Origin of the sequence: Mucilaginibacter angelicae, from assembly GCF_042434235.1 — a bacterium.
Lineage (GTDB): Bacteria > Bacteroidota > Bacteroidia > Sphingobacteriales > Sphingobacteriaceae > Mucilaginibacter > Mucilaginibacter angelicae.
Window position 1 is genome coordinate 91587 of sequence record NZ_JBHLTS010000073.1, and the last position, 21055, is coordinate 112641.

Below are 21055 nucleotides of genomic sequence, written 5' to 3' on the forward strand. Positions count from 1 at the left end.
GAGCTCTATTGAGCGACCGCCATTTTACGGCAGGCATTTTATTGTTTTTTAAATTCCGGTTTTAATTCCGAGTTCATTACTTTTCTAAATTTCATCACTTTGGGCTTTGAAACCTGCACGATGTAACGCTTATCGCCATTGAGCCTGTAATAGCCCTGATGATAATTTTCAGCAGGATAAAATGCAGTAAATGGAACAACCTGAGTGACTATTGCTGCCGGATAGTGCTTTGATTGATTAATCTTTTTTATTAAACCCAATAAAATATTTTTCTCTTCCGGGGTTCGGTAAAAAGCAATCGAACGATAATCGGTACCTACATCAGGCCCCTGACGGTTAAGCTCGGTGGGGTCATGAGCAAAAAAGAATGCATTGGCCAAAGTATTAAAACTGATTACTTTTGGATCATAATAAATTTGTGAACACTCAGCGTGCCCGGTAGTAAGCGTAGCCACCTGGTCATACGTTGGATTCTTAGTTGTTCCGCCCGCATAACCCGATATTACCTTATTTACACCCTTTAGCTCAACCATAGCCTCGCTCATACTCCAAAAACAGCCACCCCCAAAAGTAGCCACGGCTTCACCTGCTTTGGGTTTTGGCAATGGGGCAAAATCATGACCACCACCAACTGATTGCCCATTGGCAGCAGCAGCAAATAATAAAGCTCCGAAAACAGTTAAAAAAAATCGTTTCATAAAATCCTGTTAGTTAAAAACCAAATAAATGTTTGCTGTTGTTTATTTGAGATTATCCTGAAGTAGGTAGTGATTTGGCAGGGAGGATAAAACCAGATAAATATTGTGAACAGTCAATACCGCTATTGTAGCTTTATCATTAATTGCCTGATACAATCGATGCCCGAAACCCGTTGAAAGGGGGATCGGGCTTTTGATTAGGGGCATTAATTTTCTTACCTTTTTTGAGCCGCTTTAATGATCACCTCGGCCACTGCCTCAGGCTTGGAAATAAAAACCGCATGGCTGCCTTTGATCTCCGTGATTTTGGTATGCGCACGTTTGTACATATTGCGCTCTATGTTAGGATTGATAGCATTATCTTCTGTAGCCACTATCCCATAGCTTGGTTTATCTTTCCAGGCTGCTTCAGTTACAGGGGTACCAAAACATGCTCCAACGATAGGTTGCTGTGAAGCGTTCATAAAATCTGCTAAAGCTTTAGGAAGATCGGCGCAATACCCCGCATGAAAGGTTTCCCTGTCAAAGAAAACGACTCCTTTTGGATCTGCTGTAACACGCATTGAAGGTGCTTTTGGTTGAGTAACTGACCATTGATTTGCGGTTTCACCTTTGTCTGGCTCAAAAGCAGCTACATAAACTAATGAAGCAACTTTAGGATCTACCCCTGCCTGGGTAATTACTACACCCGCCCATGAATGACCAACCAGTACTACCGGTCCATCCTGTTGATCAAGTATCCGTTTGGTTGCTTCAACATCATCATCTAATGAGGTCAGTGGATTTTGAACAATGGTAACATGATACCCTTTGTTTTTAAGAATAGTGTAAACACCTTTCCATCCGGAGCCATCCCCAAATGCGCCATGTACAATCACAATGTTTTTTATTGGATGAGTTTGCGCCATTACCGGATTAACGCGTATAAACAAACTGCTGAAAATGATGAATGCTGCGATTAAATACTTATTTAACGAGCTGTTTTTAATAGATACGATTTTCATTTTTTTATTTCACTATAAATTAATAATAAACGAAAGTATTCTTAAAAAAGGGCCGCTATAATGGCTAAACTTCCCAAAATGATGGATGATTTTCCTGGGATAGCGCCCTAATAAAAGGATACAGTTGTTACATGCCGCCGATAAAAATTAGTAGAAAAAAAATGAGGGATTAGTTGCTATTCAGGCATTTTGTACCGCGCCTGATGCCGGTGAGCCATCATGCCTATTCCTTAACGAATTCCTGAATGATTGGGGAGAAATCTTTATCTTATTTTTGAAGTATCGGCTGAAATGATATTCATCGTTAAAACCCAGGTCATAAGCAATTTCTTTTAAAGTCTTAGAAGTGAAGTTAAGCTCTCTTTTGGCTTCCATAATGATCCTTTCAGCTATTATTTCGGTCAGGGTTCTTTGGAAGTGATTTTTAACAATTCTGCCAAGTGTTTTTATTGGAATATTCAATAGGTCTGCATATTCACCTACACTATGTATGGTCTTGAAATGTAACTCTATCATTCTGTTAAGTTGACGCAAAAGGACGGCTTCGGTTGGATGCTGATCAAGCGGAAGGGATGTTGTGTATTTTAGAAACTTTATTCTAATAGATCTGATCAATAATATTTTAAGATATGCGATCAGAAGGTCATGTTGAGCAAGACCACCAAATGATATTTCAGCTGTTATATGCTCTATGATGCTGTAAATCGAAGAACTTTCATTTTCAGGTATATTAAAAAAAGGAGGATCATTAGGATTGTTAAAAAGTATACCATCGCACGCAACCTCATTTCGGTGCCTGAAAATGCAGAAGAAATCGGGATGAAAATTAATCAGCACTCCCTTTAACGTTGTGCCATCGATAATAAACGGCTGAAATGGGGAAAAGAACAATATTGCCCCTTTAGAAATTTGATAAGCGGTGAAGTCTGCTTTTAATTGACCTTCTCCTTCCGCTATCAGGATAACAGAAAAATAGGGTACTCGTTGCACCTCGTTAAAATGTTTATCATCTTCAAAATGCATTATCCCGAACCCCAGTTCTCCATCAGCAGCATTTCTAAGTGTCATGGCCGGTTCTGTTTTCATATTTAAGAATTAATGTTTTTATAGCGTTTTAATTTAACACGCTATCTCATTTCTGCCCCGTCATTTTTTACCAGTCAGCAGCAATTGCAACCGACTGGTAAATTATTTCTTGTGCGTATACTATCCCTCCCAAACAACTCCTATTCATGCGTGATACTATCGCCCGCAATAAAAATGACCGGGAGGTATTAACACCCACCATTATTGATAGGAAACATTTAAAGTAATAGGCACATTCAACGCTTTGGATACAATACAATTGGCTTTAGATTCTTCTGCAATTTCCTGAAAAGCCCCGGCAGATACACCGGCGATCAATGATGCTTTCAAATCCAAATGAATGCTGGTGATCTTAAGATCAGTCATACTTACATCGAGAATGGCTTCGGTGTACAGGTCGTTGGCTATAAAACCTAAACGCTGAAGTGCTGCACTTACTGACATGGTAAAACAGCCTGCATGTGCCGCGGCTATCAATTCTTCGGGATTGGTCCCGATTCCAGAATCGAATCGTGTTTTAAACGAATAGGGTGTTTGATTAAGAGTGGTGCTTTGCGAAGATATTTCTCCATTACCATCTTTAAGGTTACCATTCCAATGAGCATTTGCTGTACGTTTCATGTTGTTTGTTTTTATTTGGTTAAAAATTATACAACAAAGTACGGCAGGAAAATTCAGGTAGCTGTGTGACCTACATCACATTTAACAGAAGGCAATATTTATGTAATGTAGATTACTTTTCAGCTATGGTGTAACCGGGGCCGGCATAGAATCTAATCCGGCTTTGTAAGACGAAAAACTTGCTCTACGATAGAAAAAAGCGATTTTTTGACGATGTATGCCCACCTTAGCTCAAACCACGAACCAAAAGATCAGAACACCTTGGATATATCCGGAGTTTGAACATAACCTGTTGGAATTAAAATAATTAAGGCTGCTCAATTTCGGCAGCCTTATAATAATTCTGATGAAATTTCGTCTTGCGGGGGTGAAAGGGAATGTATTAGAACCTTAGAAGGAATTTTGGATGTTATTAAAGAAATCTTAAAATTAAATGACATAGAGCAATATTCATTTATGCTATTTTTAAAAAATTCCAGAAAGGTTGATTATTTCACTTTATAAGGCTTGTTGACTTGTATGAACATTAGGTCTTCTGACGGAATATAGGAAGTTTGAAGGGGAGATTGCTAATAGCAAAATCTTTGTGGAGTTTCTAAATCAATTTCTATCCAACTTTAATAACGTTTCCCTCATCTTATCAAGTTTGGATTTGGCCGCCATGTCCTGCGGCGTGGCCAAAACATAAGCTTCCAAATATTTGATCTGCATGTATTTTGTCAGAACGCTGATCTTACTGATATTTTCCGGGAGATCTACATTGAAAAGCTTCCAATTTTGTTTTTTACATTCCTCACCTACAAGGTTTAATAATTCTTGTAAATGCTCGACAGTATCACCAATGTCGTTACTTAGTTCCTCATAATCAGCAGAAGTATTTACTTTAACCTTGGCTATTGTTGACTTCGGGTCGTTTGCGATCTCCTCTATTTTCGACCAGTACTGTTCAGAATCATGTTGTAACCTGACCAAGTGTGACATATTAATATTATATGGATTCTCCACATAATTTGCCTCGTGATCATATTTCATTGCCCTCATCTTTGCAACTGTGAATATGGTTTCATCATTCGTCTCGATGTGATGTTTCAGGCACATGTACATTAGATTATCATAGGAATTAACCTGGTCCTCTGTGAGATTGGGATTATAACGCTGTTCCTCATGAGCTACGGATTCAATATGACATAATTGTACCTGGAATTTGTTATCCGCATTTACGACCGCGTGTGTGCAACCCGGAAATGCGCACTTATTACCTGACCTTGCTAATAATGACCTATAAATATAGGAGGGTATATTTCTTCCGATCTTACCAGCCATGATTGCTTACCTTCTCGATATAATTCCTGAATTCTTTTGCTGTCATCTTATTATGCCTGGCATCATAGGTGCTGGACTTTCGGTTGTAAAAGGATCCTTTAGAAAATATCACAAATGAACCTTTTAAGTGCCGGGTAACAAGTCTGGCTGATTTGGGAAGGTTCTTTCCTTCATATTCACTCTCATCCCAATAGCTACGGGAAACATATTTTAATGGGCTAATCTCAGTAAGCTCTTCATTTGAATAATCACTTGATTCACCATATACGCCACTTGATTTTAATTCAGCTGTATCAATTCTGAAATAATTCCAAATTGGATCCTTAAAACCTTCAAAAGATAGCACCGCGGGCTTTAAAATATCCGCAGTGCCGGTATATAATTCTATACATCCTTTTTCTTCGGATAGCTTCGCAGATTCTAAATCCAAACCGCCACCAGTGGGGTAGAACATATGATTGATGTTGTTGATCGACCCGATTTTATTTAAAACTCGTATCATCTCATTTAAATCGACCCACTCGCAGTGCGCCGGTATACCTAAAGGAAATATAGATTGTTGAATACTGATCCAGTTCTGAAGATTTTGTTCGTAATATTCCATAATTATTCTACAACGGCCACTAAATTAATATTTTGTTTTGCATTTAATTAATCCGTTTTGAGAGGAGGAGGCCCGTTGCGCGGACAACGCATCTTTCACTTGTCCGCACAGCGTTTTTGAGCGTCTGCGCTTAAAAAAGAAAATGCCCCGACTTTCGTCAGGGCATTCGGCGGAGAGGGAGGGAATCGAACGATGTTCGTTTAAGCCGTGGAAACGCGGTTTTCGAGGCATTTTTTAAGTAGTGCCACGATTTTGCCACGACACATAAAGACGACATTCTTCAGTCACAATATCTTAAAAAAAGCTCCTGCACGAAGCTTCTTGATGTTAAAGAACACAATAATCCGAATGATTAATTATACAATAATAATAAAACTTTATTATTACCCATTCTAAAATTAGCATTGAATTATACTCATTTGCTTACTTGTAATAGTTCAAACTTTCTTACAAAGGTTAAGTAGAGAAGAGATACTGTTGTGAGATTTTTATGGGTACAGATTTACAAAACTTGCTTAACAATTCGGCCTAATCGCTTTAAATCAGCCTCCAATTTATCATCCCATTGCAATGCGAAATTTAATCGCATACAATTATTGAACTGGTTGTGCTGGGTAAACAATCTTCCTGGAGCAAAGCTTATTTTTTGTTTAATAGCAATATCATATAATTCAGTTGTATCAATCCTTTCATCCAATTCCAGCCATAGGAAAAAACCACCTTGTGGTTGCGATATCTTTGTGTTTTCCGGGAAATAATCCTCGATAGCACGTTGATATTTTAGGCAATTCGTATGTAATATGTGTCGCAATCCCCTTAAATGGTGGTCGTATCTGCCATGTTCCATAAAGTCGGCTATAACCTCCTGAAACATGGGAGGCATAGATACCGTTTGCACCAATTTTTGCCAAACAATTTTATCCTTGAATTTTCCGGGAGCAATCCAGCCAACTCTGTAGCCTGGTGCTAATGTTTTAGAGACTCCACCACACCACATTACTATTCCGGCTTCGTCAAATACCTTGCAGGGTTTGGGGCTGGTTTCACTAAAAACAGGTTACCAAACAAATCATCTTCAATCAATGGGATGTTATAGAAAGTCAGCATTTCTATCAATAGCTTTTTACTTTCATCCGGCATCAGGCTTCCCAAAGGATTGCTAAAGTTAGTGATGAGGCAAACAGCATTTATTTTGTGTATATTCTTTTTTAAAGCATCTATATCTACTCCTGTAACTGGATGTGTTGGCAGTTCAATTACATTTAGCCTCATAGATTTTGCCAACTGTAATATCCCAAAATACACGGGGCTTTCGGTTGCTATGGTATCTCCAGGCTTTGTTGCAGCATTTAGGCAGTAATAAATAGCATTCATGGTACCCAAGGTGGTTACAATATCATCTTCTGTTAATTTGCCTTCTAATTCCAAAGACCACTTGGCAATATTTCTTCTAAGGTTGATGCTGCCCTGCGCAGGCTCGAATGCTGTACCGCTTCCATCGAGGTGTTGCATTGCTTTTATAATACCCTTATTTAGTTTGGCAATTGGTAACAGGCTTCCATCGGGAACACCTAAAGAAAACTGCCTGATGTCTTTATTACGCAATGCATCAAATACTTTATGGGTCAAATCCTCGGGAGTGTTTTCCTTTTCTGATAATCTGGGTTTACTGATGGATGGAAGGGCAAGCTTTCTTTGGGAAGTGTTACTAACGTAATAACCTGTTCGGGGACGTGATTCTATCAGGGATTTACTTTCTAATTTCAAGAAAGCCTGCTTTGCAGTATTCAAACTTACATTGTAAATCTTCTGTATTGAACGGATTGATGGTAGCTTATCTCCGATTCTTAAAGTTTTGGATAAAATCTGTTCTTCCATTATTTTTGCAATTTTCAGATATAAGACTTCCTTTGCCATTTTAAAATAACTTTCTGTGTCCTGCAAATTTACAGAAAACAAATCTGTATCAGATAGGCGACATTGCTGATGTATTCAGCCCAATCAGGCAGGGTTACTTATAAAATCTGTATCCTAAAATATTGTATTCTCTGTACCTGTATCCATTCTGCTTTGATAACTAATTTTGTACTTAGATAATAATGAATATGAAAAACGTAGTTAAAAAAGAAAACGCAGTTTCAAGGCAATTTTTAGGAGTTGATTTCGTAGTGCTTTCTACTGGTAAGGATACAATGGTGGCAAAAATGCTGTATAAAGCAACCGATTTTGTTCCGTTCCATAAACATCCGAACGAACAAAGTGGATATGTTATTTCGGGCAAATACAAATTGAAATTTGGCGGAGAAGAATATTTGTTGTCAGAAGGTGATACTTATTCCATTCTTGCCGATGTAGAGCATTCTATTGAAATCATAGAAGCAGGCGAAGTTGTTGATGTATTCAGCCCAATCAGACAGGATTACGTATAGTACAACATGTTGACAAAATTAGAAAATCTATAATTATGAATAAAGCAAATGCCTGGAACAGAATTCCATTAGAAGATTATGAACAGCATATGCAACATGAAAATGTAGCCCAAGCACAGTTATTGAATGATCTAACCAAAAAATATCTACTAAAACATAATCCTGAAAGTCCATTGTTTTTGGGTATAAGTGGTGGGAACGGATTGGAGCATATTGATGTAAACAAGACGAAAATTGTTTATGGTATAGACGTGAACCAATCCTATCTCGATGAAACTAAAAAAAGGTTTGGAGAAAGAATCAAGCAGCTGGTGCTGGCAAATGCAGATATTTCGGGTGCAAAGGAATCCTTTCTAAAAGCGGACTTTGTTTGGGCTGCTTTAATCTTCGAATATATTGATATTCAAAGAGGGCTTGAATTCATTGCTAATAACACCGATGAATTCACGAGGTTGATCATAACAATACAATCTAACAATGGAAACCAATCTGTTAGTCAAACAGGAGTTGAATCAATTAAATCTGTTAAGGAGATTTTTAAAATCGTGGACAAAGATAATTTACAAATCTCGGCATCAATGTTTGGGTTTGAATTGATTGGTTCGGAAGAAAATATATTGCCAAATGGTAAATCCTTTCTTACCTATGAATTTGGCAGGGGTATAAATATGCCAGGCAGCTAAACTGCTAAACAATCTCGAAAGTTGACATACAAACATTCAACAGGATGCATGTTTGCAGAAAATGGAAAAATTGATTACATATCGAATAGCAGAGAGTAGGGATGATTTTAAAATAAGCAAGGATCTTATTGTGGAGTATCTTGAAACCTTACACATTGATCTTGCTTATATGAATTTGCCTTCAGAATTTTCAACTATGGAACAAAAATATGTTGAACCTGAAGGAGCATTTATCCTTGCGCTGAATGAAGAAGACAAGGCTGTAGGCTGCGTCGGTTTAAGGAAATCAGGGTCGGAAATTGCCGAATTGAAAAGACTTTATGTTAAGGATTCATATAGAGGCTATAAGATTGGGGTAACCTTAGTTCAAAAGGCATCAGAAAAAGCCCGAATTCTTGGGTATGAAAAAATCAGATTAGATGTAATACCTACGTTGCTTAAAGCAAAGGAACTGTACTATTCCCTGGGTTTTTACGAAATACAGCCTTACTTCAAAAGTCCGGTAGAGGGAACAGCCTATATGGAGAAAAAACTTAAGGAAGAATGAGTTCCTACCTATCAGGTTGGCATGAACACCAGCCTAATGCCTAAGTCGCTTTATGATATTTTCTTATAGCAGTCAAATGATTATCTCCATTCATCAATAGTTTTTGTTTTGTGGCACTTTTTTTCAACTCAAAAAGTGCCACGATTCTGCCACAAAAATTTTGAGTGGTTTTGAAAGATTTGAGAGTTCTATTTATAATTAAACAGTGCAAATGCCTAATTTAAAGGCTATTAATGGGTTTTTACAGTGTCCTTTTGTCCTCTATTGAGATATGATGGATTCGAACCCCCGAACCCTAATGTATTTATTTAAATATTTGAAAATCAATTATTTAAATAAATATAAAAAGCATAAAAAAACCGAACTTTAGGTTCGGTTTTTTTCCGCGGAGAGGGAGGGATTCGAACCCTCGATACCCTTTTGGAGTATACACACTTTCCAGGCGTGCTCTTTCGACCACTCAGACACCTCTCCGTGTAAATGTGGAGTGCAAAGGTAAAATATTTGCCCTTACTATCAATAAAAAAGCGAAGCCTGTTTCAACAGGCTCCGCTTTCACAAAAACTTAACTCTACTTATAAAAATTGCACTCACATAAGTATGACGGTTATTGTACCCTTTGGTTTAATTTAAGTAAAAAATATTGGGCTATAATGCAGATACATAATTTTAGCTTATGTTTGCTCCGCACTGTCACATGGCGGTGGTTAACATAAAATACTGTTTTGGTTGCAATGCTGAGCATCAACGACATTAAAAAACCTATTGCTGCCGATATTGATGCGTTTGAGGAGAAATTCAGAACTTCGATGAAAAGTTCTGTTCCGCTGCTTGACCGTATCACGCATTATATTGTAAAGCGTAAAGGCAAGCAGATCCGCCCTATGTTCGTGTTCTTTTCGGCCAGCATTTGCGGGGGCATCAATGAAGCTACGCACCGCGGGGCGGCACTGGTTGAGCTGTTGCATACGGCATCGCTTGTACATGATGATGTGGTTGATAACTCTTATCAGCGTCGGGGTTTTTTCTCTATCAACGCTTTGTGGAAAAACAAGATAGCCGTTTTGGTGGGCGATTACCTGCTTTCAAAAGGCTTGCTGCTTTCTATCGATAATAACGATTTCCAGTTGCTGCGCATCGTATCTGACGCCGTTAAGCAAATGAGTGAGGGCGAACTGATGCAGATTGAAAAAGTGCGCCGCATGGATATTGGCGAACCTGTTTATTACGATGTGATCAGGCAGAAAACAGCTTCGCTTATAGCATCATGCTGTGCCTGCGGGGCAGCATCGGCAGGGGCCAGCGATGAGGTGGTTGAAAAAATGCGCCTCTTTGGCGAAAAGATCGGCATTGCGTTTCAGATTAAGGATGATATGTTTGATTTCGGTACCGATGATGTGGGCAAACCGCTGGGTATCGATATCAAAGAGAAAAAAGTTACCCTGCCGCTTATTTACGCGCTGGCCAATTGCAGTAGTGCAGAAAAAAAGCGGGTGATCAACCTGGTGAAAAACCATAATGAAGATCCGAAGAAAATTGCCGAGATCATTCGTTTTGTGCAGGAAACCGGTGGTTTGCAATATGCCGAAACCCAAATGAAAAAGTACCAGGATGAGGCTTTTGAGATCCTGAATACTTTCCCGGATAGCGATTCGCACCGCGGCCTGGAGCAATTAGTGAGGTTCACTACCGAGCGGAACAAATAATTCCATTTTATTGCTGTATTTAAATCACTGGCTTTTTAAAGATAAGCTGCCTATCTTTATCATAACCGGTTTTTACAATTATGACAGCAACAATCCCAACACTGTTTGAATGGGCGGGCGGCACACCTGCTTTTGAACAGCTTTTCAATAAATTTTATGATAAGGTTTTGGCCGATGAACTGCTGGAGCCTGTATTTAAACATATGTCGCCCCAACACCGGATGCACGTGGCTCATTTTGTGAGCGAAGTTTTTGGCGGCCCCAAAACCTATAGCGAAACTGAAGGCAGCCATTATGCGATGATCAATAAGCATTTGCAAAAACATTTAACCGAAGCACACCGCAAGCGCTGGATTGAATTGCTGCTGCAAACAGCCGATGAGCTGTCACTGCCCGATGACCCTGAATTCCGTTCGGCTTTTATGGCTTACCTGGAATGGGGCACACGCATAGCGGTGTTAAATTCTCAAACCGATAGTACAACAGAAACTCCGGATACGCCTATGCCGCAATGGGGCTGGGGTGTACCGGGCGGGCCATACATTCCCTGAAATATAAACACAGGTATGTAAAATGACCGTTGGATCGGGCAGGCCTATCATATTTACCACCCTTCCGGCGTTTATGTTCGGGTAAACTTATTAACTTCGTAAATGCAGTCCTTACAATCTCTTTTCCCCAAAATAGGTTTCTTCTCTATCCTTGATGTATTGCTGGTGGCATTGATCATTTACCAGCTGTATAACCTCATCAGGGGCACCATTGCAGCTAATATCTTTATCGGTTTCGCAGTGATCTTTGCCCTCAATTTTGTGGTGAAGGCTTTGGATATGAAGCTGCTTACTATTATACTGGGCAAGTTTGTTGATGTGGGGATCATTGCTATTATTGTGGTTTTTCAGCAGGAGGTAAGGCGGTTTTTATTACTGGTTGGTAAAAACGCATCGTTACAACGCAATAAAGCCTGGTGGCAGTATTTCTTCGGGAAATCAGAAGTTGAGAAAAATAATTATGCCCGCATTAAGCCTATAATTGATGCCTGCAAAAGCCTGAAGCAAACGCGTACCGGTGCGCTTATTGTTTTTGCTAAATATTACGATGAGCAGTTTTACCAAAACAGTTGCGAAGTGGTAGAGGCTAAAATTTCAAAACGTTTATTGGAAAGTATTTTTCAAAAAACCAGTCCGCTGCATGATGGTGCGGTGGTGATTTCGGAGAATAAAATTAAATCGGCCAGCTGTATTTTACCGCTTACCGAAAAAACAGACCTGCCGGCACAGTTCGGCTTGCGTCACAGGGCGGGTATTGGTGTAACAGAGGCTAACGAGGCTACCGCCATTATTGTATCCGAAGAAACCGGCGAGATCTCTTATGCCAAACAAGGCAGGGTTAAAATGAACATCAGCTTTGCGGAGCTGGAAAAAGTTTTGAATAAGGATTTTTAAAAGAACCGCCGTCATCCCGAATTTATTTCGGGAACCCACATGCTAAGCCCTCACGAATGGTTTACCTCCAACTGGCGCAAGTCTTGTGTGGCTGCCTGATGGGTAGCTGACTTGTGACGCTTTAAGAAAGTACAAGTCAGCCACGCTTATTCCTTGACACAAGACTTGCGCTAAAAAAGGCCTTCTACGCAAAAAAGGATTGCTATATTAGTAAATCGATAATTAGCGTTAGATAACCAATGCCACTTCAAATCCCCATCGATAAAATAATAGAAACCTCCCGGGTTTTACTTTCGATAGCCGGGCGTTACCTGGTATTTGCCGGCGCATTTTACTTCTTTTTTTATGTATGGCGAAAAAGGGCTTACTGGCAAGCGAAAATTCAGCAACGCTATCCCGAAAACAAGCACATCATTCGCGAAATTGTTTATTCGTTCATCACCATACTGATATTTGGCGCTGTGATCATGCTGGTTATCTACGCCAGTAAAAAAGGCCTGACAAGGATTTATCCAAACATCAGTGATAAAGGGTATGCTTATTACTTTTTCAGTATTGGGCTGATGATCCTGATGCACGATACTTACTTTTACTGGACGCATCGTGCCATGCATTGGAAAACCTTGTTTAAGCTGATGCATAAAACGCATCATTTATCCACCAATCCAACGCCATTTGCTGCTTATGCCTTTCACCCACTGGAGGCTGTGGTGGAGATTGGTATTGTACCGCTTATCGCTTTTACCATTCCGTATCATGGTACGGCATTAACTATATTTTCGCTGTATTCGCTACTGTTAAACGTGACCGGGCATTTGGGTTATGAACTTTTTCCAAAAGGGTTTGCCAGGCACCAATTGTTTAAATGGCATAACACCTCAACCCATCATAATATGCACCACCGCCTGGTAAAATGTAATTATGGCTTGTATTTTAACATCTGGGACAGGCTGATGGGCACAAACCATCCCGATTACGAAAAAAGTTTTGAGCAGGTAGTTGAGAAAAGGATAAAAGCAAAAGGAGCCGAAACCCTATTGCCTGATGAACTGGCTACGGAGTAACCTTATCTTTCTTAACCTCAACAACATCCGGATTAACAACATCTATCCTTTTAATCAGCATGTGATATTTCATCCCTGGTTCATCTGTTTTCACAACAGGCATATTATCGTTGGAGTAGGTTTTCACAACAGGCATGCGGCCGTAAACCGTTTCGCCCGCATAAAGCTGGCTGGTATTTAGCAACGTGTTGTTATTGTTTAAAAATCCATTTTGCGGAAGTACAGGAGTTAACTTTGAAAGATTGGTATCAGCCTTTAATGGCTTAAGGTTGAAAAGTTTATCGACAGTATTATTATTGCCCGGGGCTTTATTGAGGCTTTGCGCTTTAAGCTGACCGGCGCAGGCTATCAGCATAGCAAAAAATAAGGTTTTTTTCATGGCGATGATATTTAATACTAATATACCCATCCTTTAATAATATATAAATGTTAAATAATGTTATTTATTGTTAAACGCTTTTGAATTGTACCTAAATACCCAAGCTGTAAAATGATAGATTTTATTACTTTTGTTGAAAATTTAAAAACCGATGAGCGAACTCATTAAAAAACAAGTAAACGATGCAAAGGCTAATATGGATAAAGCCATTGAGCATGCTGACAGCGAATTAAATAAAATACGTGCAGGCAAAGCAAGTCCATCATTATTGGATGATGTTAAGGTTGATTACTACGGTACACCTACACCACTTAGCCAGATTGGTAGTGTAAACACTCCTGATGCCCGTACTATCGTTGTTCAGCCATGGGAAAAATCATTACTGGGCGCTATTGAAAAAGCCATCAAGGAAGCAAATTTAGGTCTTAACCCACAAAACGACGGTATCATTATCCGTATCAATGTACCGCCACTTACCGAAGAACGCCGTCGCGACCTGGTTAAAAAAGCCAAAGGCGAAGCCGAAACCGGTAAAATAGCTATCCGTAACATCCGTAAAGATGCCAACGAAAAGATCAAAAAATTAAAATCAGAAGGTGTTTCTGAAGATGAAATAAAAGTAGGCGAAGCTGAAGTGCAAAAACTTACCGATGCCTACATCGTTAAAGTCGATCAGCTTTCTGAAGCTAAAGAAAAAGATATCATGACGGTTTAATATTAACCTTATGTCAAATTAAAAGGGAATGAGCTACTTAGCCATTCCCTTTTTTTATGTTTGCTGTTGAAACATGAATGTATTAATCTCTTACTTAAAAAAGCACCGCTGGATTGTAGTATTTGCACTGTTCCTGGCGGCAATGAATATAGGTTTTTCGCTGTTGGACCCCTGGATAACCGGCCGTATTGTTGACCGTGTTATTGAACAACGCGGTACGCTGCATTACAATGAGTACCTTAATAAAGTACTGATGCTGGTTGGTGCGGCCATTGGTGTTGCCATGGTATCGCGGATAGCAAAAAACTTTCAGGATTATTTTACCAACATCATTACCCAAAAGGTAGGTGCCGAAATGTATGCCGATGGTTTAAAGCACTCGCTTGAGTTGCCTTACCAGGTATTTGAAGATCAGCGGAGCGGCGAAACTTTGGGCATATTGCAAAAGGTACGCCTGGACTGCGAAAAGTTTATCACTTCCTTTATCGGAATCCTTTTTGTTTCACTTATCGGGATGGTATTTGTTATCGTTTACTCGGTAAGTGTGAGCTATCAGGTTACCCTGGTTTATTTTGCTGCTATACCAATCATCACTTTTGTGAGTATGGCAATGAGCCGGAAAATAAAAACTATTCAGAAGAAGATAGTATCAGAAACAACCGCGCTGGCAGGTTCAACTACGGAGTCGTTGAGGAATATCGAACTGGTAAAAAGTTTGGGTTTGGCCAAGCAGGAAATTGAAAGGTTAAATAATACGACTTATAAGATCCTCGACCTGGAGCTGAAAAAGGTTAAGTATGTACGCAGCATGAGCTTTGTACAGGGCACCACCGTAAACTTTGTAAGGAGTGTAATGGTGGTTGTATTACTGATGCTTATCTTTAAAGGGACTATCTCCCCCGGCCAGTACTTCAGCTTTTTATTCTATTCGTTCTTTTTATTTAATCCTTTACAGGAGCTGGGTAACGTGATCCTTTCATGGCGCGAGGCCGAAGTTTCCCTTGGTAACTTCAAGAATATCCTGAGCATCCCGATTGATAAAAAGCCCGAAAAGCCGGTATTACTTGAAAAGGTGAATACCTTAACGTTTAATGATGTTACCTTTAAACACTTAACTGCAAACCGTAACGCGCTTAATCACATCAGCTTTGAAACCAATTCGGGCGAGACGATTGCGTTTGTTGGGCCGTCGGGCTCGGGTAAAACTACGTTAGTGAAATTGCTTGTTGGTTTGTATCAGCCTTTGCAGGGTGATATTTTATACAATAATATATTGAGCAAAGAGATCGATCTTGATCAGCTACGGGAAAAGATAGGTTTTGTAACCCAGGATACGCAACTGTTTTCGGGCACTATCCGCGAAAACCTGCAGTTTGTACGTCCGGGTGCCACTGATGAGGAATGTATGGATGTGCTGCAGCGTGCGGCCTGTCAAACCCTGCTGGCCCGTGCCGATAAAGGTTTAAGCACCGTAATTGGAGAAGGCGGCGTAAAAGTATCAGGTGGCGAAAAGCAACGACTTTCTATAGCCCGTGCTTTATTACGTCGGCCCGATATCCTGGTATTTGACGAAGCCACATCATCGCTTGATTCCATCACCGAAGAGGAAATTACCGAAACCATCCGTAATGTGTCTGAAAAGGAAAATCATATCACCATCCTCATCGCCCACAGGCTATCGACAATCATGCATGCCGATAGCATTTATGTGCTGGAGAAAGGCCGCATTATCGAGGCCGGCAAACACGCCGATCTGATTGCCCAAAAAGGTTTGTACTACGCCATGTGGCGTCAGCAGATAGGAGAGAAGGATACGGTTGACGCGTTGGATTAAAATGCCAAAACAAGAAAGGGCGATGTCAAAAACATCGCCTTTTCTTGTTTTATACCATCCCGTTATTGCTTCGTGCCTATCCATGACAAGTTGTAGCACCAGACTTACGAAGTTTCAAAAACTTCGTAAGTCTTCAACGGCATTTAGCCCATGGTGATAACACCGACCACAAGAAATAGGTAAGTTGTAAAGGGGGATTATTTGCAGAATAAATAAAACATGTCATTGCGAGGAGCGGAAGTGGCAAAAGCGTTGGAGCGACGTGGCAATCTCGTAGCTATGCGGGGGCGGACATGCATAGGCTACGAGATTGCCACGCTCCTCGCAATGACATATTTTTATAGGTGTTGGTATTATTTGCAAATGAACGTTAACCCCTAAATATTCTTATTCTCAATCATCCTGAAGAACTCATCGCGATAGGTATCGCCTACGGGGATGATCTTGTCGCCTATCTGGATGCGGCTTCTTTCGATGCTGTCTATTTTATTGAGGGCAACAATGTATGATTTATGCACCCGCACAAAGTGTTTTTCGGGCAGGGCATCTTCCATTTTTTTCATACCCTGCAGGGTAATGATGCGTTCGGCAGAGGTGAAAATGCTGATGTAGTCCTTCAGCCCCTCAATAAATAATATATCATGCAGGTAAACCTTTTGAATTTTATGCTCGGTTTTTACAAAGATAAAATCGGTCGAAAAATCATCCTGCTGCACAGGTTCGGCCTGTACCACTACCTGCGGTTTGGCTACTACCGGTTGAATAATGCCTTGTGCCTTTTGTACCGATTTAAAAAAACGATCAAACGCGATAGGTTTCAGCAGGTAATCGACCACATCAAGTTCATAGCCTTCAAGCGCATACTGCGGATAGGCTGTAGTTAAAATAACCTTGGCTTTGCCATTGGCAATTTTCAGGAACTGGATACCAGTAAGCTCGGGCATCTGCACATCTAAAAATACCAGGTCGGCCTCGGCAGCTTGTACCATGGTGAGCGCCTCGATGGGGTTGGTTGTAGCTTTAACCAATTGCAAAAAAGGCATCTTGGATATATAGTCTTCCAAAATGTGCAGCGCCAAAGGCTCATCGTCAACTACCAAACATCTGATCATAGCGTAAAAATAATGTAATAATGGTTATCTTAAATTTTTTAATGTGCTGTTTTGTTATAACGGTGTCAATTCAACCGATTTATACCAGATCTCGGCCCCTTCCGATTGTAACAGGATACGGCCATGCCATAATGAGGCTACTCCCCAGTTTACCAAATGTCCGTTAACATAATGCTCAATCTGGTTGCCATTGCAAATAATTTCAATGGTGTTCCATTCGCCGCGCGGGTTTTCAAAATTGGCAGTGCGGTAAACACGCTGCTGGTCCCATTCAATGGCCGATTTGTTGGGCGTAACAACGCTGGTATGCTGTACGCACCAGATATCGCCGCAATCGCCCTCCTGGATCTGGCATTCTATTGATCGCGGCCACACAATATCCTTATCACTTTCGCCAAAATGGTATAAAATGCCTGCGTCGCGTGCCCCTTTTTCGCGCGGGTGGTATTGTTTGGTGCCCCATTTAAATACTACTTTAAGGTAATAGTTATCGTATGATTTTTGGGTGGCCAGATAGCCAAAATATTTACCCATTACATGCACCATGCCGTTTTCAATGGCGAAGTTATTATGCACATCGTTATCCTTGCCCAAACTATCCAGGTAAGTGTACCAGCCTTTTTTATCCTTACCGTTCAGTAGTTTTTGCACGCCAAGCTCCCTGATCCAGATATTGCGGAACGATACCGGAAACTCATGCTCCTGCAGCAGCAAGGGCAATGCGAAGGCATGTTTTTGATATTTAGGCTGACCAACATGTGCAACTGTACCTTTTATAGCTACATGGTTTTGCACCAGCACGCCGTTATGCAACACTGTTATATAGGCCGGTGTTTTAACCGAACTGTCAATATTAAAGCGCGGGGCGGTATAAATGATATCATACTTTTGCCACTCGCCCGGTTTAAGCGAAGCGTTCACCTGCGGCACATATTGTTTGTAAATGGAACCGGCCTGCCCGTTTGAGTAGGTTCGGTTTTTATAGCTGTCGAGGATCTGCAGTTCATAATGGCTTTGCATAATTACGCCGCTGTTGCCGCGTTCCTGGCCTTCACCTTTAACAATGGCCGGGGTACGCCATTCAATATGCAGCTGGCAATCGGCAAAGTTTTGTTTGGTGATGATGGAGCCGCTGCCAGGCTTAACGGTTACAATGCCATCTTTTACTGTCCAGCCCGGTTTGTTGCCTTTTTGATCTGTCCATTTATCCAGGTTTTTGCCATCAAACAAAATAATAGCATCAGACGGGGGCTTGTTGCCGGCACCAGGTAAAACCAACTCCGGTTCGGGGTCCCAGACTTCGGTTGCTTTAGGATCAGTTTGTGCAGATACCGGAATGGCCAATACTGCTAAAAACAGGGCGGGGAGCAATTTTTTCAGATAGGTCATGGTTATAATGGTTTATAACTATAAATCTATTGATAATTCGCAGGTGTAGGTATATTCTTCGTCTCTAATGTTTAAAGAATACCTGTTGGGGTAAAGCAGGTCGAGCCGCCGCTGTACGTTGATCAACCCAATGCCCCCAACCGAATCACGGTTATTGTTATGTTTTTTGTTTTGAATGTAGAAATGCAGCTTACCATCGGCTACATTAATAAGCAGTTTTATAGGCGAGTTGATATCATTGGCAACACCATGCTTAAAAGCGTTTTCAATAAAAGCAATCAGCAGTAATGGTTCTATTTTTTGATCGGTGATGTTACCATCTACCTTAAAATCAATAAAGGCCTTGCTGCCGAAGCGGATCTTTTGCAGGTCGATATAGTTTTGGAGGTACTGGAGCTCTTTATCCAGATCTACTTTATTATCGTTACACTCATACAACATGTAACGCATAATTTCCGAAAGTTTTAAAATGGCTTCGGGCGTAGTTTCAGAACGCTGATAAGCCAGCGAATAGATACTGTTTAACGAGTTAAACAAAAAATGCGGGTTGATCTGCGACTTAAGAAAAGCCAGCTCTGCGATGAGGCGCTGGTTTTCCAGGTCTCGCTGAATGCGTTCGTTCAGGAACCAATCGGTACTGAATTTTAACGCGGTACTCAAAAACACAAATATGAGACTGGTAAAAATGCTGCTGTAAAAATAAGTGGCGAAGCTGGTTACATGGCCTTTTTGATGCACTAATACAATATCCTTAAATATAAGCCCTACCCCGTATTTGCCTATGCCGTATACTATTATGCTTACCAGCACAACTGTGGCGTATTTCCAGTAGTGTTTTTTGTTAAGAAAATTAGGGATATAAACCAGGTAGTTAAGGTAAAACAGACTGATGTTAATGGTAGGGTAAAGCAAAAAGATCACCAGTAACTCTTTGGTACTGAGCTGTGCATCGTTTAGCCTTGCCAAAAAAACAAAAAAGGATATAATACCCGTCCAAAAAAACAGGTGCCAAAAAATTATCCAGGCGGTTTTAATGCCGGTTCTGGATTTCGGTAATGGTAATGTAGCCTCCATTCGCTGTTTTTAAATCCCCTTTTTATTTACGGGTGTGGCACCTAATTTAATATTTTGATAATGATATTGGCCTGTTATTTATATGTAGCTGCCTGTTTTTTCGATGAACTGGCTTTTATTATCGATGAACTGTTTAAAAGGCTCAGAAAACCGTTCATCTATAAACAAGGTGTGTTGGTCTAAATGATTTTAGCAGGTTATTTTTTTGATATTCCTTTGTTGTATAAAATCACTCACAATGAAAACGCTTATCAAAAATTCAAATCCTTTTATCATGTTATTGATCCCGGTAATGTTTGCCCTTATCCTGGGCGTAAGCTACCAGTTCGAGCAAAAAAAGGAAACAGCAATAATTGGCCGCACAGCAGTACATGCTACCTCATTGTTTCACAAAGGTTTTGTAATGGTTAAAACCGTTTGCTCAATAGCAAAAAATAATATATGGTAATCAGTACCGAAGGCCTTTCCTTCACCTTTGGTAAGCAGCAGGTGGTTAAATCGCTGGCGCTGCAAGTTCCGGAAGGAAGTATATATGGTTTTCTCGGCCCAAACGGCGCCGGGAAAACCACTACCATCAAACTCCTGCTTAACCTGCTTAAACCCGATGCAGGCAACATCAACATTTTTGAGCAGGATATCAAAACAAACCGCATCAGCATACTTTCACAAATAGGCTCGCTTATTGAGCAGCCTGCTTTATACCAGCATTTAACCGGAAGGGAAAATTTACTGAACAGGGCCTTATTGTTACAGGTGCCTGCTCAACGTGTTGAAGACATGCTTGATTTGGTGCAGCTAAGCAATGCTGCCAATAAAAAAGCCGGGCAATATTCGTTAGGGATGAAACAACGCCTTGGCATTGCGCTTGCCCTGCTGGCCGATCCTAAACTTTTAATTTTAGATGAGCCTACCAATGGTCTCGACCCCAACGGTATTATCGAGATCCGTGAGCTGTTGAAAAAACTGGTTTCCAAACACGGAAAAACTGTTTTTATATCAAGCCACTTACTGGCCGAAATTGAACGGATGGCAACACACGTTGGTATTATTAACAACGGCGCGATGCTTTTTCAGGGTAGTATAGCCGATCTGCAGGCCATCAGCAAACCGCTGGTACGCGTTGAAGCCGAAAATACTGTTGACGCTGCCAACCTGTTAACCCGTAACCATGTTAATGTTACCGATGTAACCGATAACCATTTACTGGTACCCTACACCTCCAAACAGCAAATGGGCGAGATCAATGCGCTGCTTAATAAAAACGGGCAAACGGTTTACAGCATAAGTAAACAACAAAAAGACCTGGAGAAACTATTTTTAGATATAACCCAAAGCGCCTAAG

General features: G+C 40.5%; 23 protein-coding genes and 1 tRNA gene. 11 read left to right on the forward strand and 13 right to left on the reverse strand.

Going from position 1 to position 21055, the window contains the following annotated elements:
• Window positions 1-38: 38 nt before the first annotated feature.
• The 8 genes from msrA to ACFFGT_RS24235 all read right to left on the reverse strand — a co-directional run bounded on the left by msrA (window position 39) and on the right by ACFFGT_RS24235 (window position 7253).
• Window positions 39-698: a peptide-methionine (S)-S-oxide reductase MsrA gene (gene msrA, locus ACFFGT_RS24200; protein ID WP_377025092.1), complete on the reverse strand. Its 660-nt coding sequence runs from the start codon at window positions 696-698 to the stop codon at window positions 39-41.
• Between the two features lie 215 nt (window positions 699-913).
• Complete coding sequence (locus ACFFGT_RS24205; protein ID WP_377025093.1) at window positions 914-1702, reverse strand: alpha/beta hydrolase; 789 nt, start codon at window positions 1700-1702, stop codon at window positions 914-916.
• 180 nt (window positions 1703-1882) lie between these two features.
• Entirely contained in the window at window positions 1883-2788 is a 906-nt protein-coding gene (locus tag ACFFGT_RS24210) for a helix-turn-helix domain-containing protein (RefSeq protein WP_377025094.1), read from the reverse strand.
• Between the two features lie 201 nt (window positions 2789-2989).
• A complete protein-coding gene (locus ACFFGT_RS24215; RefSeq protein WP_377025095.1) occupies window positions 2990-3409 on the reverse strand; it encodes an OsmC family protein in 420 nt (139 codons plus the stop codon).
• Window positions 3410-4009: 600 nt separating this feature from the next.
• On the reverse strand, window positions 4010-4732 hold the full coding sequence (locus tag ACFFGT_RS24220) for a hypothetical protein (RefSeq protein WP_377025096.1): 723 nt from the start codon (window positions 4730-4732) through the stop codon (window positions 4010-4012).
• Window positions 4722-5336 carry a hypothetical protein gene (locus tag ACFFGT_RS24225; RefSeq protein WP_377025097.1) on the reverse strand — a complete coding sequence of 205 codons (615 nt, stop codon included), beginning with the start codon at window positions 5334-5336 and terminating at the stop codon, window positions 4722-4724. Before ACFFGT_RS24225 ends, ACFFGT_RS24220 begins: the two co-directional genes overlap by 11 nt.
• A 502-nt stretch (window positions 5337-5838) precedes the next feature.
• Window positions 5839-6333 (reverse strand): aminotransferase-like domain-containing protein, encoded by a 495-nt coding sequence (locus tag ACFFGT_RS24230; RefSeq protein WP_377025098.1) that lies wholly within the window; start codon window positions 6331-6333, stop codon window positions 5839-5841.
• Between the two features lie 2 nt (window positions 6334-6335).
• Window positions 6336-7253 carry an aminotransferase-like domain-containing protein gene (locus ACFFGT_RS24235; RefSeq protein ID WP_377025099.1) on the reverse strand — a complete coding sequence of 306 codons (918 nt, stop codon included), beginning with the start codon at window positions 7251-7253 and terminating at the stop codon, window positions 6336-6338.
• Between the two features lie 188 nt (window positions 7254-7441).
• On the opposite strand from ACFFGT_RS24235, the gene ACFFGT_RS24240 reads away from it, so the two are divergent.
• The 3 genes from ACFFGT_RS24240 to ACFFGT_RS24250 all read left to right on the forward strand — a co-directional run bounded on the left by ACFFGT_RS24240 (window position 7442) and on the right by ACFFGT_RS24250 (window position 8995).
• Window positions 7442-7765, forward strand: coding sequence for a cupin domain-containing protein (locus ACFFGT_RS24240; RefSeq protein ID WP_377025100.1), 324 nt, complete (start codon window positions 7442-7444; stop codon window positions 7763-7765).
• 35 nt (window positions 7766-7800) lie between these two features.
• On the forward strand, window positions 7801-8448 hold the full coding sequence (locus ACFFGT_RS24245) for a class I SAM-dependent methyltransferase (protein ID WP_377025101.1): 648 nt from the start codon (window positions 7801-7803) through the stop codon (window positions 8446-8448).
• 61 nt (window positions 8449-8509) lie between these two features.
• Window positions 8510-8995: a GNAT family N-acetyltransferase gene (locus ACFFGT_RS24250; RefSeq protein WP_377025102.1), complete on the forward strand. Its 486-nt coding sequence runs from the start codon at window positions 8510-8512 to the stop codon at window positions 8993-8995.
• A gap of 386 nt (window positions 8996-9381) precedes the next feature.
• Here ACFFGT_RS24250 and ACFFGT_RS24255 read toward each other — a convergent pair.
• Window positions 9382-9469: transfer RNA gene (locus ACFFGT_RS24255), tRNA-Ser, on the reverse strand.
• A gap of 260 nt (window positions 9470-9729) precedes the next feature.
• Here ACFFGT_RS24255 and ACFFGT_RS24260 point away from each other — a divergent pair.
• The 4 genes from ACFFGT_RS24260 to ACFFGT_RS24275 all read left to right on the forward strand — a co-directional run bounded on the left by ACFFGT_RS24260 (window position 9730) and on the right by ACFFGT_RS24275 (window position 13210).
• Window positions 9730-10701, forward strand: a complete 972-nt coding sequence (locus tag ACFFGT_RS24260; protein ID WP_377025103.1) for a polyprenyl synthetase family protein — start codon at window positions 9730-9732, stop codon at window positions 10699-10701.
• 80 nt (window positions 10702-10781) lie between these two features.
• Window positions 10782-11252 carry a group II truncated hemoglobin gene (locus ACFFGT_RS24265; RefSeq protein WP_377025104.1) on the forward strand — a complete coding sequence of 157 codons (471 nt, stop codon included), beginning with the start codon at window positions 10782-10784 and terminating at the stop codon, window positions 11250-11252.
• A 102-nt stretch (window positions 11253-11354) separates the two neighbouring features.
• The gene (cdaA, locus tag ACFFGT_RS24270; protein WP_112575059.1) at window positions 11355-12146 is read left to right on the forward strand and encodes a diadenylate cyclase CdaA; all 792 of its coding nucleotides are present in this window, start codon (window positions 11355-11357) and stop codon (window positions 12144-12146) included.
• Between the two features lie 239 nt (window positions 12147-12385).
• On the forward strand, window positions 12386-13210 hold the full coding sequence (locus ACFFGT_RS24275) for a sterol desaturase family protein (protein WP_377025105.1): 825 nt from the start codon (window positions 12386-12388) through the stop codon (window positions 13208-13210).
• On the opposite strand, the gene ACFFGT_RS24280 is transcribed toward ACFFGT_RS24275, so the two are convergent.
• Window positions 13200-13589 carry a hypothetical protein gene (locus ACFFGT_RS24280; protein ID WP_377025106.1) on the reverse strand — a complete coding sequence of 130 codons (390 nt, stop codon included), beginning with the start codon at window positions 13587-13589 and terminating at the stop codon, window positions 13200-13202. The two genes, ACFFGT_RS24275 and ACFFGT_RS24280, sit on opposite strands and share 11 nt — an antisense overlap.
• A gap of 151 nt (window positions 13590-13740) precedes the next feature.
• On the opposite strand from ACFFGT_RS24280, the gene frr reads away from it, so the two are divergent.
• The gene (gene frr / locus ACFFGT_RS24285) at window positions 13741-14304 is read left to right on the forward strand and encodes a ribosome recycling factor (RefSeq protein ID WP_377025107.1); all 564 of its coding nucleotides are present in this window, start codon (window positions 13741-13743) and stop codon (window positions 14302-14304) included.
• Window positions 14305-14377: 73 nt separating this feature from the next.
• Window positions 14378-16138, forward strand: a complete 1761-nt coding sequence (locus ACFFGT_RS24290; protein ID WP_377025108.1) for an ABC transporter ATP-binding protein — start codon at window positions 14378-14380, stop codon at window positions 16136-16138.
• Between the two features lie 377 nt (window positions 16139-16515).
• Here the strand turns inward: ACFFGT_RS24290 and ACFFGT_RS24295 are convergent, their stop codons facing one another.
• The 3 genes from ACFFGT_RS24295 to ACFFGT_RS24305 are packed head-to-tail and all read right to left on the reverse strand — an operon-like array spanning window position 16516 to window position 19713.
• A complete protein-coding gene (locus ACFFGT_RS24295; RefSeq protein ID WP_377025109.1) occupies window positions 16516-17250 on the reverse strand; it encodes a LytR/AlgR family response regulator transcription factor in 735 nt (244 codons plus the stop codon).
• Window positions 17251-17304: 54 nt separating this feature from the next.
• Window positions 17305-18639 (reverse strand): 3-keto-disaccharide hydrolase, encoded by a 1335-nt coding sequence (locus tag ACFFGT_RS24300; RefSeq protein ID WP_377025110.1) that lies wholly within the window; start codon window positions 18637-18639, stop codon window positions 17305-17307.
• 18 nt (window positions 18640-18657) lie between these two features.
• Window positions 18658-19713 (reverse strand): sensor histidine kinase, encoded by a 1056-nt coding sequence (locus ACFFGT_RS24305; RefSeq protein WP_377025111.1) that lies wholly within the window; start codon window positions 19711-19713, stop codon window positions 18658-18660.
• Between the two features lie 238 nt (window positions 19714-19951).
• Between ACFFGT_RS24305 and ACFFGT_RS24310 the strand changes: the two genes are divergently transcribed.
• Complete coding sequence (locus tag ACFFGT_RS24310; RefSeq protein ID WP_110586698.1) at window positions 19952-20161, forward strand: hypothetical protein; 210 nt, start codon at window positions 19952-19954, stop codon at window positions 20159-20161.
• Window positions 20155-21054 carry an ABC transporter ATP-binding protein gene (locus ACFFGT_RS24315; protein WP_377025112.1) on the forward strand — a complete coding sequence of 300 codons (900 nt, stop codon included), beginning with the start codon at window positions 20155-20157 and terminating at the stop codon, window positions 21052-21054. The genes ACFFGT_RS24310 and ACFFGT_RS24315 overlap by 7 nt, the downstream gene beginning before the upstream one ends.
• Window position 21055 lies beyond the last annotated feature (1 nt).

Bases quoted from the DNA above. Each gene is read 5' to 3' on its own strand.
- msrA (WP_377025092.1), bottom strand. From the start codon at position 698: ATGAAACGATTTTTTTTAACTGTTTTCGGAGCTTTATTATTTGCTGCT.
- ACFFGT_RS24205 (WP_377025093.1), bottom strand. From the start codon at position 1,702: ATGAAAATCGTATCTATTAAAAACAGCTCGTTAAATAAGTATTTAATC.
- ACFFGT_RS24210 (WP_377025094.1), bottom strand. From the start codon at position 2,788: ATGAAAACAGAACCGGCCATGACACTTAGAAATGCTGCTGATGGAGAA.
- ACFFGT_RS24215 (WP_377025095.1), bottom strand. From the start codon at position 3,409: ATGAAACGTACAGCAAATGCTCATTGGAATGGTAACCTTAAAGATGGT.
- ACFFGT_RS24220 (WP_377025096.1), bottom strand. From the start codon at position 4,732: ATGGCTGGTAAGATCGGAAGAAATATACCCTCCTATATTTATAGGTCA.
- ACFFGT_RS24225 (WP_377025097.1), bottom strand. From the start codon at position 5,336: ATGGAATATTACGAACAAAATCTTCAGAACTGGATCAGTATTCAACAA.
- ACFFGT_RS24230 (WP_377025098.1), bottom strand. From the start codon at position 6,333: ATGTGGTGTGGTGGAGTCTCTAAAACATTAGCACCAGGCTACAGAGTT.
- ACFFGT_RS24235 (WP_377025099.1), bottom strand. From the start codon at position 7,253: ATGGCAAAGGAAGTCTTATATCTGAAAATTGCAAAAATAATGGAAGAA.
- ACFFGT_RS24240 (WP_377025100.1), top strand. From the start codon at position 7,442: ATGAAAAACGTAGTTAAAAAAGAAAACGCAGTTTCAAGGCAATTTTTA.
- ACFFGT_RS24245 (WP_377025101.1), top strand. From the start codon at position 7,801: ATGAATAAAGCAAATGCCTGGAACAGAATTCCATTAGAAGATTATGAA.
- ACFFGT_RS24250 (WP_377025102.1), top strand. From the start codon at position 8,510: ATGGAAAAATTGATTACATATCGAATAGCAGAGAGTAGGGATGATTTT.
- ACFFGT_RS24260 (WP_377025103.1), top strand. From the start codon at position 9,730: ATGCTGAGCATCAACGACATTAAAAAACCTATTGCTGCCGATATTGAT.
- ACFFGT_RS24265 (WP_377025104.1), top strand. From the start codon at position 10,782: ATGACAGCAACAATCCCAACACTGTTTGAATGGGCGGGCGGCACACCT.
- cdaA (WP_112575059.1), top strand. From the start codon at position 11,355: ATGCAGTCCTTACAATCTCTTTTCCCCAAAATAGGTTTCTTCTCTATC.
- ACFFGT_RS24275 (WP_377025105.1), top strand. From the start codon at position 12,386: ATGCCACTTCAAATCCCCATCGATAAAATAATAGAAACCTCCCGGGTT.
- ACFFGT_RS24280 (WP_377025106.1), bottom strand. From the start codon at position 13,589: ATGAAAAAAACCTTATTTTTTGCTATGCTGATAGCCTGCGCCGGTCAG.
- frr (WP_377025107.1), top strand. From the start codon at position 13,741: ATGAGCGAACTCATTAAAAAACAAGTAAACGATGCAAAGGCTAATATG.
- ACFFGT_RS24290 (WP_377025108.1), top strand. From the start codon at position 14,378: ATGAATGTATTAATCTCTTACTTAAAAAAGCACCGCTGGATTGTAGTA.
- ACFFGT_RS24295 (WP_377025109.1), bottom strand. From the start codon at position 17,250: ATGATCAGATGTTTGGTAGTTGACGATGAGCCTTTGGCGCTGCACATT.
- ACFFGT_RS24300 (WP_377025110.1), bottom strand. From the start codon at position 18,639: ATGACCTATCTGAAAAAATTGCTCCCCGCCCTGTTTTTAGCAGTATTG.
- ACFFGT_RS24305 (WP_377025111.1), bottom strand. From the start codon at position 19,713: ATGGAGGCTACATTACCATTACCGAAATCCAGAACCGGCATTAAAACC.
- ACFFGT_RS24310 (WP_110586698.1), top strand. From the start codon at position 19,952: ATGAAAACGCTTATCAAAAATTCAAATCCTTTTATCATGTTATTGATC.
- ACFFGT_RS24315 (WP_377025112.1), top strand. From the start codon at position 20,155: ATGGTAATCAGTACCGAAGGCCTTTCCTTCACCTTTGGTAAGCAGCAG.